13 protein-coding genes are annotated in these 14,411 nt (G+C 71.8%); 4 read left to right on the plus strand and 9 right to left on the minus strand.

Features of this window, described 5'->3' with window-relative positions; genetic code table 11:
* Positions 1-17 precede the first annotated feature (17 nt).
* The 3 genes from AB0I91_RS19840 to AB0I91_RS19850 all read right to left on the minus strand — a co-directional run bounded on the left by AB0I91_RS19840 (position 18) and on the right by AB0I91_RS19850 (position 3,540).
* On the minus strand, positions 18-1,361 hold the full coding sequence (locus tag AB0I91_RS19840; RefSeq protein WP_499638075.1) for an ABC transporter substrate-binding protein: 1,344 nt from the start codon (positions 1,359-1,361) through the stop codon (positions 18-20).
* A gap of 73 nt (positions 1,362-1,434) precedes the next feature.
* Positions 1,435-2,196, minus strand: a complete 762-nt coding sequence (locus tag AB0I91_RS19845) for a DeoR/GlpR family DNA-binding transcription regulator (protein WP_498777019.1) — start codon at positions 2,194-2,196, stop codon at positions 1,435-1,437.
* 270 nt (positions 2,197-2,466) lie between these two features.
* Entirely contained in the window at positions 2,467-3,540 is a 1,074-nt protein-coding gene (locus AB0I91_RS19850; protein WP_499638078.1) for an alkene reductase, read from the minus strand.
* Positions 3,541-3,680: 140 nt separating this feature from the next.
* Between AB0I91_RS19850 and AB0I91_RS19855 the strand changes: the two genes are divergently transcribed.
* Positions 3,681-4,145, plus strand: coding sequence for a MarR family winged helix-turn-helix transcriptional regulator (locus tag AB0I91_RS19855; RefSeq protein ID WP_499612206.1), 465 nt, complete (start codon positions 3,681-3,683; stop codon positions 4,143-4,145).
* Here the strand turns inward: AB0I91_RS19855 and AB0I91_RS19860 are convergent.
* The 6 genes from AB0I91_RS19860 to AB0I91_RS19885 all read right to left on the minus strand — a co-directional run bounded on the left by AB0I91_RS19860 (position 4,129) and on the right by AB0I91_RS19885 (position 10,518).
* Positions 4,129-5,649 (minus strand): glycoside hydrolase family 13 protein, encoded by a 1,521-nt coding sequence (locus AB0I91_RS19860; protein WP_499638081.1) that lies wholly within the window; start codon positions 5,647-5,649, stop codon positions 4,129-4,131. The two genes, AB0I91_RS19855 and AB0I91_RS19860, sit on opposite strands and share 17 nt — an antisense overlap.
* Positions 5,650-5,674: 25 nt before the next feature.
* The gene (locus tag AB0I91_RS19865; RefSeq protein ID WP_498777011.1) at positions 5,675-6,514 is read right to left on the minus strand and encodes a carbohydrate ABC transporter permease; all 840 of its coding nucleotides are present in this window, start codon (positions 6,512-6,514) and stop codon (positions 5,675-5,677) included.
* Positions 6,511-7,380, minus strand: coding sequence for a carbohydrate ABC transporter permease (locus tag AB0I91_RS19870; RefSeq protein ID WP_499638084.1), 870 nt, complete (start codon positions 7,378-7,380; stop codon positions 6,511-6,513). The genes AB0I91_RS19865 and AB0I91_RS19870 overlap by 4 nt, the downstream gene beginning before the upstream one ends.
* On the minus strand, positions 7,380-8,735 hold the full coding sequence (locus AB0I91_RS19875) for an ABC transporter substrate-binding protein (protein ID WP_499612203.1): 1,356 nt from the start codon (positions 8,733-8,735) through the stop codon (positions 7,380-7,382). Before AB0I91_RS19875 ends, AB0I91_RS19870 begins: the two co-directional genes overlap by 1 nt.
* Positions 8,736-8,977: 242 nt before the next feature.
* A complete protein-coding gene (locus AB0I91_RS19880; RefSeq protein WP_499638087.1) occupies positions 8,978-9,979 on the minus strand; it encodes a LacI family DNA-binding transcriptional regulator in 1,002 nt (333 codons plus the stop codon).
* The gene (locus AB0I91_RS19885; RefSeq protein WP_498777005.1) at positions 9,976-10,518 is read right to left on the minus strand and encodes an enoyl-CoA hydratase/isomerase family protein; all 543 of its coding nucleotides are present in this window, start codon (positions 10,516-10,518) and stop codon (positions 9,976-9,978) included. The genes AB0I91_RS19880 and AB0I91_RS19885 overlap by 4 nt, the downstream gene beginning before the upstream one ends.
* An 80-nt stretch (positions 10,519-10,598) precedes the next feature.
* Between AB0I91_RS19885 and AB0I91_RS19890 the strand changes: the two genes are divergently transcribed.
* From AB0I91_RS19890 to AB0I91_RS19900, 3 genes are all read left to right on the plus strand, one after another.
* Positions 10,599-11,147, plus strand: a complete 549-nt coding sequence (locus tag AB0I91_RS19890; protein WP_498777003.1) for a hypothetical protein — start codon at positions 10,599-10,601, stop codon at positions 11,145-11,147.
* A gap of 206 nt (positions 11,148-11,353) precedes the next feature.
* Positions 11,354-14,191 (plus strand): type 2 lanthipeptide synthetase LanM family protein, encoded by a 2,838-nt coding sequence (locus tag AB0I91_RS19895; protein ID WP_499612200.1) that lies wholly within the window; start codon positions 11,354-11,356, stop codon positions 14,189-14,191.
* Positions 14,188-14,400: a hypothetical protein gene (locus tag AB0I91_RS19900; RefSeq protein ID WP_498776999.1), complete on the plus strand. Its 213-nt coding sequence runs from the start codon at positions 14,188-14,190 to the stop codon at positions 14,398-14,400. Before AB0I91_RS19895 ends, AB0I91_RS19900 begins: the two co-directional genes overlap by 4 nt.
* The last annotated feature ends 11 nt before the right edge of the window (positions 14,401-14,411 follow it).

Here is a 14,411-nt window from a genome sequence, read left to right on the forward strand (position 1 = left end):
GGGGGTGGGGTTGCTCATCACTTCCCCCGGTACTTCTCGGCGACGACCTCGGCCAGCGCCTGGCTCTCCGCCAGCGCGGCGTCCACGGTGGTCGAGCCCGCGATGGCGGCGCTGATCTTCTGCGACACCTGCGTGCCCAGGTCGGTGAACTCGGGGATGCCGACGAACTGGATGCCGCTCGCGGGCCGTTCCTGCACGCCGGGGTCGGTGGGCCTGGCGCCCGCGATGGCCGCCTCCGCCTGCTTGGCGAACGTGCCGCCCGCGGCCAGGTACTCGGGCCGCTGGTAGGTCGACTTCCGCTTGCCGTCGGGCAGCTTGGACCAGCCCAGCGTCTTGCCGACCAGCTCCTCGTAGCCCTTGCCGGACGCCCAGGACACGAACTTCCACGCGTTGTCGGCCTTCTTGCTGGCCTTCTGGATGCCGAACGCCCACGTGTACAGCCACGCCGAGCTCTCCGTCTTGACCACGGGGGCCTGGGCGAAGCCGAGCTTGCCCTTCACCGGCGAGTCGTCGGCCTCCAGCAGCCCGGCGGCGACCGTGGCGTCGTACCACATGGCGACCTTGCCCTGGGTCATGTTGTTCAGGCACTCGGCGAACCCGGCCTGCGGCGCGCCCGCCTCGCCGTGCGCGCGGACCAGGTCGACGTAGAACTCGGTGGCCTCCTTGAACTCCGGCGAGTCCAGCCCGGCCCGCCAGTCCTTGGTGAACCACGTGCCGCCGAACGTGTTGACCACCGTCGTCAGCGGCGCCATCAGCTGGCCCCAGCCCGGCTGGCCGCGCAGGCAGATGCCCTTCATGCCGGGCTGCGCGCCGTCGACCTGGGCGGCGATCTCGGCGACCTGCTGCCACGTCGGCTCCTCCGGCATGGTCAGGCCTTTGGCGTCCAGCACGTCCTTGCGGTACATGAGGAACGACGACTCGCCGTAGAACGGCTGCGCGTACACCTTGCCGTCGGCGGCGGTGAGGGACTGGCGGATCGGTTCGAGGACGTCGTCCTGGTCGAAGCCGGTGTCCTTGGCGACGTAGTCGTCCAGCGGGGTGAGCCAGCCGTTCTTGGCGTAGATCGGCGTCTCGTAGTTGCTGATCGTGGCCACGTCGTACTGGCCGGCCTGGCTGGAGAAGTCCTGGCTGATCTTGTCGCGGACGTCGTTCTCGGGCAGCACGGTGAAGTTGACCGTGATGCCGGTGTCCTTGGTGAAGTTGTCCGCGGTGAGCTTCTGCAGGTCCTGCAGCTGCGGGTTGTTCACCATCAGGACGTTGATCGAGTTCTCGGCGCCGCCGCCCCCGCCGCCCGCGCCGGCGCACGCGGTCGTGGCCAGGAGCACCGCGGCCAGCAGGCCGCCATACCGCAATGACTTCATCGTCTTGCCTTCCTTAGGGCGAGCGGAACCAGACCCCTGGCGCTCCGGGGTCGTTCGGGTGTGGGGTCGGGGGTTAGGCCCGGACGACCTTCGGTCCGAGCAGGGCGTAGCGGTGCGCCTCGCCGGCGGGCAGCACGGAGTCGGTGACGACCGCCTCCAGGTCGGCGATGCCGCCGAACCGGTGGAAGCTCGACACGCCGAACTTCGTGTGCACGCCGACGAAGATCCGCCTGCGGGCCGAGGCCAAGGCCTGCGCCTTGACCGCGCCCACCGCAGGGTCCGGCGTGGTGAGGCCGTGCTCGCGGGAGATGCCGTTCGCCCCGATGTAGGCGAGGTCGATCACCATCTCCGAGAGCATGCGGGTGGCCCAGTGGTCGACCGTCGCCAGCGTCCGGCCGCGCACCCGTCCCCCGAGCAGCAGCACGGTCGTGGACGGCACCTCCGACAGCACGGCGGCGGTGGGCAGGGACGCGGTGATCACCGTCAACGGCCTGCCGGTGGGCAGGGCCTCGGCGACGAGCTGGGGTGTGTAGCCCTCGTCGACGAACACCGTCTCCGCGTCACCCAGCCGGTCCGCGGCGGCCCGGGCGATGCGCCGCTTCTCCGGCACCATCGACGCGGACCGGAACTTCAGCCCGGTCTCGTACCCGGCGCTCTCCACCGGGAACGCGCCGCCGTGCGTGCGGCGGACCAGGCCGTGCTCGTCGAGCAGGCGCAGGTCACGCCGCACGGTCTCCTGCGCGACCTCCAGCTCGGCCGCGATCTCGGCCACGTCGACCCGGCCGTCCGCCCGGGCACGGGCCAGGATGCGGCGCTTGCGCTCGTCCGCCCGCACGTCGCCTCCCTTGCCCGCTCGGACCGTCGCTGCCCGTTCGGGCCGCGCCTAAGGTTTAACACCGTCGAAATGGTGTGGCCAGCACCACACCTGGGTGAACGATGCCCGAGTTCCGCCCGCTTCGCCTGACCGAACACACACGTCCGGGCGAATTCTTGCCCGAACGGGCCCCACTTCCTGCCCGTTCACACCCGCAGCCGACGCGACGAGGCCCCCGAGTTTGCGCAACTCGGGGGCCTCGCCTCGTGCCGAACGCCCAGGACGGGCCGATCAGGCGTTGACGGTGGTCAGGGCCGGGTAGTCGAGGTAGCCCTTCTCGGTGCCGCCGAAGAACGTGGCCGGGTCCGGCGTGTTGAACGGGCCGCCGTTCGCCAGGCGCGCGGGCAGGTCCGGGTTGGCCAGGAACAGCGCGCCGAAGCTCAACGCGTCCGCCGTGCCGTCGTCCAGCAGGGGCAGGTGGTCCGGGCCGGTGACGCCGTCCGGCGTGAACGGGTTGAGGATCAGGGCGCCGGAGAAGCGCTTGCGCAGCTCCAGCGTCAGCGCCCGCTCACCGGTCTCGCCGATGTGCAGGTACGCCAGGCCGAACGGGTCGATCGCGTCGACCAGCGCCGGGTACAGCTCCTCGGTCGACTCCTCGGCGATGTCGTTGTACGGGTTGGACGGGGAGATCCGCAGGCCGACGCGGTGCGCGCCGATCGCCTCGGACGTCGCGCGGACCACCTCGACCACGAACCGGATCCGGTTCTCCACCGGGCCGCCCCACTCGTCCGCGCGCCGGTTGGTGTTGTCGGCCAGGAACTGGTGCAGCAGGTACCCGTTGGCGCCGTGCAGCTCGATCCCGTCGAACCCCGCCTCGACCGCGTTGCGCGCGGCGGTGGCGAAGTCGGCGATGGTGGCCTCCACCTCCGCGCCGGTCAGCTCCCTGGGCGTGACGAACTCCGCCATCCCCGAACCGGTGAACAGCTGGCCCGCCGGACGCACGGCGGACGCGCCCACCGGGTGCAGGTCGCCGGGCAGCACGCTCGGGTGGCTGATCCGGCCGGTGTGCATGAGCTGCGCGAAGATCCGCCCGCCCGCCGCGTGCACCGCGTCCGTGACGCCGCGCCAGCCCTCGACCTGCTCGTCGCTGTGCAGGCCGGGCGTGAACGGGTAGCCCTGGCCGATCGCGGACGGCTGGATCCCCTCGGTGATGATCAAGCCGGCACTGGCCCGCTGCGCGTAGTACTCGGCCATGGCGGGCGTCGGCACGGTGTCGTGCGCGCGGCTGCGGGTCATCGGCGACATCACGATCCGGTTGGCCAGCTCGGTGCCGGCCAGATCCAGGGGCTCGAACGCGGTGCTCATGGCTTCCTCCAGGTTGCTGCCTTTACCTGCTCGAACAGTAATCCGAGCGCGGATGATTCCCGTGAGCCGTGGTGACCCCCATCACTCCATCGCGCGGCTAGAATCGAAGCATGGCCGCGACAGGACAAAATCCCACGTCAATGCCCATTCCAGAGGTCGCCGAGAGCGGTCGGATCAGCCATGCGATCTTCCGCGTGGCCCGCCTGCACCGCCTCCTGGCCGGTCAGCTGCTCAGGCAGGCAGGCCTGCACCCCGGCCAGGAGCTGGTGATGATGCGCCTGTGGGACTGCGGCCCGATGCGGCAGGCGGACCTGTGCGAGGAACTGGGCACGGACTCGCCGACCATGACCCGGACCGTGCAGCGCCTGGAACGCGCCGGCTTCGTGCGCCGCTCCCCCGACCCGACCGACGGCCGCGCCGCGCTGGTCGAGCCGACCGCCGCGAGCCAGGCGCTGCGGCACGAGGTCGAGCGCGTGTGGCGCGAGCTGGAGGAGGCCACGCTCGGCGACCTGGACGAAGACCAGCAGGCCGAGACCCTGAGGGTGCTCGGCCTGCTGGAGTGCAACCTGGCGACGCGGACCGGTCGGTTCAGCGAGCCGTCCTGAGCCAGGCCGCGGTGTCCGGCGGCACGGCGCCGTCCACGAGAGGTCCGCTGGTCAGCAGCACGGCGTCGTGCGCGGGCAGCGCGACCGGTTCGGCGGACAGGTTGAGCACGCACGCGAAGTCGTCACCGCGGCGGAACGCGACCACGCCCGGCCCGAGCTCGAGCCATTCCATCGGCCCGTCGCCCAACGCCCGCTCCGAGCGCCGCAACGCCAGCACGGTGCGGTAGTGCGCGAGCATCGAGTCGGGGTCGCCGGTCTGCGCGGCCACCGACAGCGACCGCCAGTGCGCCGGCCGGGGCAGCCACGACGGGCCGTCGTCACCCCACGGGATCGGCACCCGGCACCCGTCACGACCGCGGTCGGTGTGCCCGGAACGCACCCACACCGGGTCCTCGCGCAGCTCGTCGGGCAGGTCGTCCACCTCCTCCAGCCCCAGCTCCTCCCCCTGGTAGACGTAGACGCAGCCGGGCAGCGCGGTGGTCAGCATGATCGCCGCACGCGCCCGCTTCGCGCCCAGCTCCAGGTCCGTCGGCGTGAGGTGCTGCCGCCGGCCGAAGTCGAACGACGAGTCCGCCCGACCCATGCGCGACACGTGCCGCGTCACGTCGTGGTTGGACAGCACCCAGGTCGGCGGCGCGCCCACCGGCGCGTGCGCGGCCAGCGTGCCGTCGATGACCCGCCGCAGCTCGTCGGGCTCCCACGGGCAGCACAGGAAGTCGAAGTTGAACGCCGAGTGCAGCTCGTCGGCCCGCAGGTAGCGGGCGAACCGCTCCGGGTCGGGCAACCACATCTCGCCGACGAACACCCGCTCGTCCGGGTACTCGTCGAGCACCTCGCGCCACGACCGGTAGATGTCGTGCACGCCGTCCTGGTCGGAGTACGGCAGCTCGGCGTCCGGCCGGGAGAAGTCCTTGACCAGGCCGTCGGCGACGTCGATGCGGAACCCGTCCACGCCGCGGTCGAGCCAGAACCTCAGGATCGACTCGAACTCGGCCCGCACCTCCGGGTTGGTCCAGTTCAGGTCCGGCTGCTCCGGGCTGTACAGGTGCAGGTACCACGAGCCGTCCGGCGCCTGGCTCCACGCCGGCCCGCCGAACCGCGACCGCCAGTCGTTCGGCGGCTCGTCGCCGTCGTGGAACCAGAACCGGTCACGACCGGTGCCGCGCAACGCCTCCTGGAACCACGGGTGCTGGTCGGAGCAGTGGTTGGGCACGATGTCGATGATCACCCGCAGGCCGACCGCGTGCGCCTCGCCGATCAGCTTCTCCGCCTCGACGAGCGTGCCGAACACCGGCTCGATGTCGCGGTAGTCCGCCACGTCGTAGCCGCCGTCGGCCAGCGGCGACGGGTACCAGGGGCTGAGCCAGATCGCGTCCACACCCAACTCGGCGAGGTACGGGAGCTTCTGGCGCAGACCCGCCAGATCCCCGATCCCGTCGCCGTTGCCGTCGGCGAAGCTGCGCGGGTACACCTGGTAGATGGCCGCACCGCGCCACCAGTTCATGTGGATTCCTCCCTCGGTGATGTGTTCAGCCCTTCACGCTGCCGGCGGTGAGACCCGCCAGCACGTGCCGCTGGAACACCAGGAACAGGCCGATCATCGGCACGCTGGACAGCACGAGGCCGGCCAGCAGCAGGTTGACCGGGGTGTCGGGGGCGAAGCGCTGCAACGCGACGCTGAGCGTCTGCCGCGCCGGGTCGGAGAACACCAGCAGCGGCCAGATGAAGTCCTTCCACGCGGCCACGACCGCGAAGATGGACACGACCGCCAGGATCGGCCTGGACAGCGGCAGCACGATCCGCCACAGCATGGTGAACTGGCCGGCGCCGTCGATCCGGGCCGCCTCCAGCACCTCCGCGGGCAGCTGGTCGAAGAACCGCTTGAGCAGGAACACCGTGAACGCGTTGGCCGCGCCCAGCAGCCACAGCGCCAACGGGTTGTTCAGCAGCCCGAGGTCGGCGATCGTCAGGTAGGTCGGCACCAGCAGCACCGCGGCGGGCATCATCAGGGTCAGCAGCATCATGCCGAGGATCCCCTTGCCCAGCACGGGTTTGAGCCGCGACAGCGCGTACGCCGCAGGCACGTCGACCGCGAGCTGCACCGCCCACACGCCGACCGCGACGACGATCGTGTTGAGGAAGTACCGGCCCAGGTCCATCAGGTCCCACGCCTCGGCGTAGGTGCCGGGCGTCCACGTCTCGGGCAGGACCGTCGGCGGCACGCGGGCCAGCTCCACGGCCGGTTTCATGGCCGAGAGCACGACCCACACCAGCGGCACCACGAAGATGGCGGTGAGGACGACGGTCGTGATCGCGAGCGCGACCTTGTAGCCGACGCCGGCGCGTCCCGGCGCGATCAACGTCCTCACGCGTCCGCCTTCCGCGTCACGCGCAGGTACAGCGCGGTGAACGCGCCGAGCACCAGCAGCAGCAACAGGCTCAGGGCACTCGCGGTGCCGAAGTCGTTGTAGTAGAAGGCGTACCGGTACAGCAGGAGCAGCACGGTGACCGTGGAGTCCTCCGGTCCGCCGCCGGTCATCACGTACGGCTCGGTGAACACCTGCATCGTCGCCACGACCTGCAACAGCAGCAGCACCAGCAGCACGAACCGGGTCTGCGGCACCGTGACGTGCCACAGCCTGCGCAGCACGTTCGCGCCGTCGAGCTCCGCCGCCTCGTACAGGTCGCCGGGGATGCTCTGCAACGCGGCCAGGTAGATCAGCGTGGCGGTGCCCAGGTTCGCCCAGGTCGCCACGATCACCAGCGACAGCATCGAGGTGTCGGCGCTGTCCAGCCACGCCGCCCCCTCCAGCCCGAGCCCGCGCAACGCGGAGTTGAGCAGGCCCGGGCCGGGGTCGTACATCCACTTCCAGATCAGCGCGGCCACCACCGGCGGCAGCATCACGGGCAAGTACACGATGAGCCGGAAGTACGCCTTGAAGTGCCGCAGCTCGTTGAGCACGACCGCGAGCAGGAACGGCACCACGAAGCCGAACACCAGCGCCAGCGCGGTGAACAGCAGGGTGTTGCGCCACGCCGTGGCGAACAGGGGGTCGGCGAAGAGTCGTTCGAAGTTCTCCCAGCCGACCCACGTGGGCTCGGTGACGAAGTCGACCTGCTGGAAGCCGAGCACCGCCCCACGCGCGATGGGGTACCAGGAGAACACCGCGAAGCAGATCAGCGCGGCGGACAGGAACCCGTACGCGGTCAGGTTCTCCGCGACGCGGCGGCGCATCACTTGACCTGGGCCAGGACGGGGTTCACCTTGGCTTCCGCGTCGGCCAGGAGCTTGCTGACGTCCGCGTCGCGGTCGGTGAGCACGGCCTGCATGACGTTGTCGAGGATCGCGTACACCTGCTGCGCGTTCGGCGGCTCGATCTTCCCCTTCGGCGTGGCGTCCACGTAGGACTGGAAGTTCGCCACCGGCACCGTGGCCAGGCGCTCCTTGAGCTCGGCCTGCTTGGCGGCGATGTCACCGGTCCAGACGTCGGCGACCGGCGGCACGGGCAGGCCGATGGGCTGGCCCTGGTCCTTGTACCGCTGGAGGTTGCGCTCGAACCGGTCCGGGTTGAGGTACTTCCACTGGATCCACCTCAGGCCCGCCTTGATCTTCTCCGGCGACGCCTTCGGGTTGATCATGTAGCCCTCGCCGCCGATGAGCGTGCCCTCGCCGTCCGGGATGCCGGTCAGGCCGTAGTTCGCGTAGTCGCCCTTGAACTGGTTGACCAGGGTGGGCACGTTGTCCGGCGCGGCCAGGTACATGCCGAGCTGGCCGGCGCCCATCATCTGCTGGACGTCCTCGATGACGAGCAGCTGCTTCTCGCCCATCGTGTTGTCGGTCCAGCGCATGTCCTTGAGGTGTTGGAGGGCCGCGCGGCCCTTGTCGTTGTTGAAGTCCGCGACCCACTTGTCGCCGTCCTGGCGGGCGACCTGGCCGCCGACGGAGTACATCCACGCGGTGAAGTGCCAGCCACCCTGGTTGTTCTTGCTGTACTCGGCGAAGCCGACCTTGCCGTCACCGAGCGCGGTGATCTTCTTGGCGGCCTCGCGGACCTCGTCCCACGTCTTCGGCGGCTGGTCGGGGTCCAGGCCCGCCTGGGTGAACAGCGCGCGGTTGTAGAGCAGGCCCATCGAGTAGTTGGCGGTGGGGACGCCGTAGACCTTGCCGTCCTTGCTGAAGACGTCGCGCAGCTCCGGCCGGATGGCGTCGTAGTGCGGGACGTCCTTGACGTAGGCGGTGATGTCCGCGGCCTGCTTGCGGGCGATGAGGTTCGCCGGGTCGGTGAAGTAGGCGTAGAAGACGTCCTCGAGCTGGCCGCCGGCGAGCTTCGCGGAGAACGTCTTGGGGTCCATGAACCCCTCGTGCGGCTCGATGTCGACGTCGGGGTTGGCGGCCTCGAACTCGGCCACGTCCTCGTCGAAGATCTTGCGCTCGAACGGCTGGGTCTGCGGCGGCTGGCCGTTGACCGAGATCGTGACCTTGCCGCCGGCGGCGCCGGTCTCGTCGGCTTGCGAGCACGCGACGGCGGTCAGGCTCAGGCTGCCTGCCAGCAGCAACCCCGCCGCTCTGCGGAGGCTGAGTGAGTTCATGGGGGCGGACCCTCCTCGGGTGTGGTGTGGCGGACACGGTAAGTCGCCCCACCACTTCGCCGCAAGATGTCTACGAAAACTCGCAACTTCACGACATCAACTCGTAAGCAACCCTCGCCCCGCACTCACGCACAAAAAATGCCGCCCACCCCTGACGGGGCAGACGGCAACGGACGTGGTCGAACCTCAGACCCCGCGCGTCGACCTCCAGGACGCGCGGGACGCGGAGGTTCGGCTCGCGGTCAGCGGGCGGCCGGGGCGGTGGAGGAGCGGACCACCAGCTCCGGCTCGAAGAGCAGCTCCTCGTCGGGGACCGGGGTGCCGGCGATCTGATTCGCGAGCAGTTCGACGGCGGCGCGGCCCATGGCCTCGATCGGCTGGCGGACCGTGGTCAACGGCGGCTCGGTGCAGGTCATGAGCGGCGAGTCGTCGTAGCCGACGACGGACACGTCGTGCGGCACCTTGAGCCCGTGCCGGCGCACGGCGCGCACGGCGCCCAACGCCAGCGGGTCCGAGGCGCACACGATCGCGGTGACGCCCCGGTGCAGCAGGCGGGTGGTGGCCGCCTGCCCGCCCTCCAGCGAGAACATCGCGTGCTCCTCGAACAGCTCCACCCCCGCGCCCGCCGCGCACGAGGTCAACGCGGTGAGCTTCCGCCTCGACGGCATGTGGTCCGACGGGCCCAGCACCGCCCCGATCCGCGTGTGCCCCAACGCCACCAGGTGCCCGAACGCCTGCTCGACCGCCACCGCGTCGTCGCACGACACCCGCGGGAACCCGAGGTCGTCTATCGCCGCGTTCACCAGCACCGCGGGCAGCTTGCGCCGCGTCATCTGCCGGTAGTGCTCGTGCGACGCGTCCGCCTGCGCGTACTGCCCGCCGGCGAACACCACCCCGGACACGTGCTGCTCGAACAGCAGCTCCAGGTAGTCCGCCTCCGTCACGCCGCCGGCCGTCCGGGTGCACAGCACCGGCGTGAAGCCGCGCTGGGCCAAGGCGTTGCCGACCACGTCGGCGAACGCGGGGAAGATCGGGTTCTGCAGCTCCGGCAGCACCAGGCCGACCAGGCGGGCACGTTCCCCGCGCAGCTGCGTCGGCCGTTCGTACCCGAGCACGTCCAGCGCCGTGAGCACGGCCGACCGCGTCGCGTCGGACACGCCCGGCTTGCCGTTGAGCACCCGGCTGACCGTCGCCTCGCTCACGCCGACCTTCGCGGCCACTTCCGCCAACCGCCGTTGCGTCATGGAGCAACTATACGGCAGGACTTACGTTCCGCTTGCGTTGACTTGCACTCGTTTGCGAGTTCCACCGCCGCCCGCAGCACCGAGCACCGCGGCACGACCCGGTCCACCAACCCGGTGCGCAACGCCTCGTCGGCGGTCACCCGCCGTGCCACCAACACCTGATCGCCGGTCACCCGACCGTCCGTCACCCACCCGAGACCACCGTCGGCGGCCAGCACCCGCAGGTCGCACGCCATGGCCAGCTCCGCCGCCTCGCCGGACGGGCTGCCGCCGATCGCCGCGACCACCGGCACGGGCAGGTTCGCCACCTCCTCGCGCACGCCGCGCAACGACGCCGCCACCGCCTCCCGCTCCGCCACCGACCCCCGGACCAGCCGCTCGGTGTCGGCGGCGCACAGACCCGGGTCGACGATGAGCACGACGGCGCGGGCGCCGGCCACCACGGGCAGCAGCGCGCGCACGTCGGTCAGCAGGGTGTCCGACGGCTCGTCGATCCGGATGACCGCGATCCCGCCGGAGACATCGAGTGAGACGGTCATGAGCCGCCATCGTGGTCGACGGTTCCCCCGGTTGTCATGTTCCACCCCACTATCGGGTGACGGCGGGGTACAAATCCCCTGTGAAGCGGTGGGTGGTGGCGGTGGCGTTGGTCGGCCTGACCGGGTGCGCGGTGCCCGTGACGGGTCAGCCCGCGCCCGGCCCGACGTCGTCGGCCTCCGGGGCCGAGCCCGAGGTCGTGCGCTGGATGAACAACTTCTGCGGCGTGGCGAAGTACATGATCGCCTCGGGCGGGGTGCAGTTCGACCAGACGCAGACCGACCCGGTCCAGGCGAAGAAGTCCGTCAGCGACTCGCTCGGCCGCGTGGTCGACGTGCTGGACGTCGTCCTGCACGACCTCGACGAGCTGACCCCGGCGCCGACGCCCGCCGCCGACACCGCGGTCGAGGTCATCAGCGAGCCGCTGACCAGGGCGCGGGACAAGTTCGTCTCGGCCAAGTCGGCCGTGGACGCCGCGCCCGAGATGACCCTCGACATCTACAGCGCCGTCATCCAGGACATGACCGAGGCGGTCACGGTGATGAACGAGGGCGTGGAGAAGATGGGCGTGGTCTCGCTGCCGGACGAGTTCCGCGACGCCGCCGGCCAAGCCGAGAACTGCGCGGCCTGACGCCGGGCACGCCGTCCGTTCACCTGCCCGCGGTGCGCTGGTGACCTGCGACGGGAGCGTTCTCCGCACATCTGCGGCTTCGGACCCGCGCACCCGCAAATCTGGGGGCACGGCCCCCATGTGCGCCACCGCACGCCCGTGACACGTTGTGCGGCGTGTTCCCCTCCGCCGTAGATCGGCCGCCCCCCGCGTGGTGGCTGAGCGGTGTGCGCGGGAACCACCAAGAGCTGGTCGTCCCCCGTGGACGGCCCTCATGGGCCGCGTTCGTGGAACGCGCCACCACGACCGCGGCCCGTGCAGACTTCACCGGCGGCAGCTGGGACGAGGGGTTCGCGTCCGCGCTGAGACCCCTGGTGAGCGCGGCCGTGGCCCTCGACCCCCGGCTGGACGACGACTTCGCCCACGCGCTGGGCAGGCGGCTGGTCCGGATCGCCGCGCGCACGCTCGTGCTGGAGCTGAACCTCGACCGGGTCGGCGAGCGGCTGGTCGGCGACACTCCGCAGGAGCGGTTCGCCGCGTTCGTCCGGCGCGTCGACCTGCCCGCGCTGTTCGCCCGGTACCCGGTGCTGGCCCGGCTGCTCGGCCAGACCTGCCTGCACGCGGTCGACGCGCACCGCGAGCTGCTCGACCGGTTCGCCGCCGACCGGCCGGAGATCGTGCGCACCCTGCTCGACGGCCGCGACCCCGGCCCGCTCGCGCACGTGGAGACCGGTCGGGGCGACCCGCACGCGCAGGGGCGTTCGGTCGCCGTGCTGACCTTCTCCGACGGCCGCCGGGTGGTCTACAAGCCCCGGCCGGTGGCGCTGCACCGGGCGTTCGCGGACCTGGTGACGTGGTTCGACGGGCACACCGGCCTCGGCCTGCGGCTACCGCGCGCCCTCGCCGGCGCGGGGCACGGGTGGCTGGAGTTCGTCGAGCACCGCCCGTGCGCGGACGTCACCGAGGTCGGCCGGTTCTACCAGCGGCTCGGCGCGCTGATCGCGCTGCTGTACGCGGTGGACGGCACCGACATGCACTACGAGAACCTCATCGCGGCGGCCGACCAGCCCGTGCTGGTGGACGTGGAGACGGTGTTCCACCCCACGGTCGGCGCGCCGGCGGACCCGGCGGTCCGGGCGCTGGCCCGGTCCGTGCACCGCACCGCCGTGCTGCCGCGCGTGCTGCTGGGCGAGCACGGCGCGCTGGACGTCGGCGGCATCGGCGGCGACCACGGCGACGGGCTGCCGACCGAGGGCGTGGCCTGGCTGCACCCCGGCACCGACCGGATGCGCCTGGTGCGCAGGCCCGCGCCCATGCCCACCGCGCACAACCGGCCCGTGCTGGACGGGCGCGAGGCCGAGCCCGCGGACTACCAGGGCGCGCTGCTGGCCGGGTTCCGGATCGGCTACGACGCCCTCTACGACCACCGCGCCGAGCTGCTCGGCCCGAACGGGCTGCTGCACCGCTTCGCCGACCTGCCGGTGCGGTTCGTGCCGCGGATGACCCAGCTGTACGCGACGTTGCTGGACGAGTCGACGCACCCGGACGCGCTGCGCGGCGCCTCGGACCGCCAGGACATCCTCGACCTGCTGTGGGACGGCACGGCGGACGACGAGGTGGCGCACGCCCTCGTGCCGCACGAGATGCGCGACCTGTGGGCGGGCGACGTGCCGCTGTTCACCACCCGGCCGGGCAGCCGCGACGTGTGGACCTCGACCGGGCAGCGGCTGCCGGACCTGCTGCCGTCCTCCTCGCTGGACGCCGTCACGGCCAAGGTCACCGCGCTGGACGAGGTGGACAAGCACGACCAGCAGTGGCTGATCAGCGCCGGGCTGGCGAGCAGGCCGCGACCGGTCGAGCACCGCACCGGCCGCGGGGTCGCCGCGCCGGTGGAGGCGGGCGTCCCCGACCGGCAACGGCTGCTGGTCGCCGCGTGCGGCATCGCCGACGAGGTGCTGGCGCACGCGGCGACCGCCGACGGCCGGGTCAACTGGGTGGGCCTCGAACTGGTCGACGACCGGCACTGGGCGGTCGCCCCGATGGGCGCGGGCCTGTCCAACGGCTACACCGGCGTCGCGTTGTTCCTCGCGCAGCTCGGCAAGCTCACCGGCGCCGCCCGCTACACCGAGTACGCGCGGGACGCGCTGCGGCCGATCCCCGGCCTGCTGGCCGCGTTCGCCGAGGACACCGACCTGGCGGCGGCCGTCGGCAGCGGCGCGTTCCACGGGCTGGGCGGCATCTCCTACGCCTTGGCGCGGTTGGCGAACCTGCTCGACGACGACGAGGTCGGCGGCTGGCTGCGTGCCGCCGTGGAGGTCGCGACCGAGGTCGAGGCCGTCGGCGAGGACCCGGCCAACGTGGTCGAGGGGTGGGCGGGCGGCCTGGCCGCGATGCTGGCGGTGCGGGCGGAGAGCGGTTCGCCCGCCGCCGCGGCGCTGGCCCGGTCCTACGCCGACCGGCTCGCCGCGGCCACCCCCGGCGGCGACGGTTTCGCCCGCGGCCGGGCGGGCGTCGGCTGGGCGTTGCTGCGCTACGCGCGCGCCGCGGGCGACCAGCGCTACGGTGTGGTCGGCCGCGCGAACCTGCGCGCCGACCACGCCCTGCGGCAACGCCTGCTCGACGTGGCCGAAGCGGACCACAGCTGGTGCTCCGGGCTCTCCGGCGCGGTGCTCGCGCACTGCGCCCACCCGGACCAACCGGTCGACGCGCACACCCTGCACCTCGACCGGTGCCTGAACGCCTTGGCGGTGCACGAACCCTTGCGGGACCTGAGCCTGTGCCACGGTGAGCTGGGCGTGATCGAGGCCCTGACCGTCCTCGCGGAACGCGGGCACGGCCTGGCCGCGGCCATGCAGACCCGGCGCGCGGGGCTGGTCCTCGGCGCGCTGGACCAGTACGGGGCGCGCTGCGGCACGCCCGGCGGCGTGCCGTCGGCCGGCCTGCTCACCGGGCTGTCCGGCATCGGGTACGGCCTGCTCCGCCTCGGTTTCCCCGAGCAGGTGCCTTCGGTGCTCCTGCTCGGGTCCACGCACGACATCCACCCCCTCGAGGAGAACACCCGATGAACGACGCCAACCGCGACGAGGTCACCACCTGGAGCGAAGACCAGGACGGCGACCACCCCGCCGGGGAGATGGCGCTGTCCCGCAAGGCCAAGGCGGGCGCACGGGCACGCGCGCTGGCCGGCCTCACCATGGCCGTGGGCGCGTACGCCGCGGTCGCGGTGAGCGAAGGCACCATGACCACGGTGAGCGCGCCGGGACTGCCCCTGTAGCCGGGCTCGGC

Source organism: Actinosynnema sp. NPDC049800, from assembly GCF_040656635.1.
GTDB lineage: Bacteria > Actinomycetota > Actinomycetes > Mycobacteriales > Pseudonocardiaceae > Actinosynnema.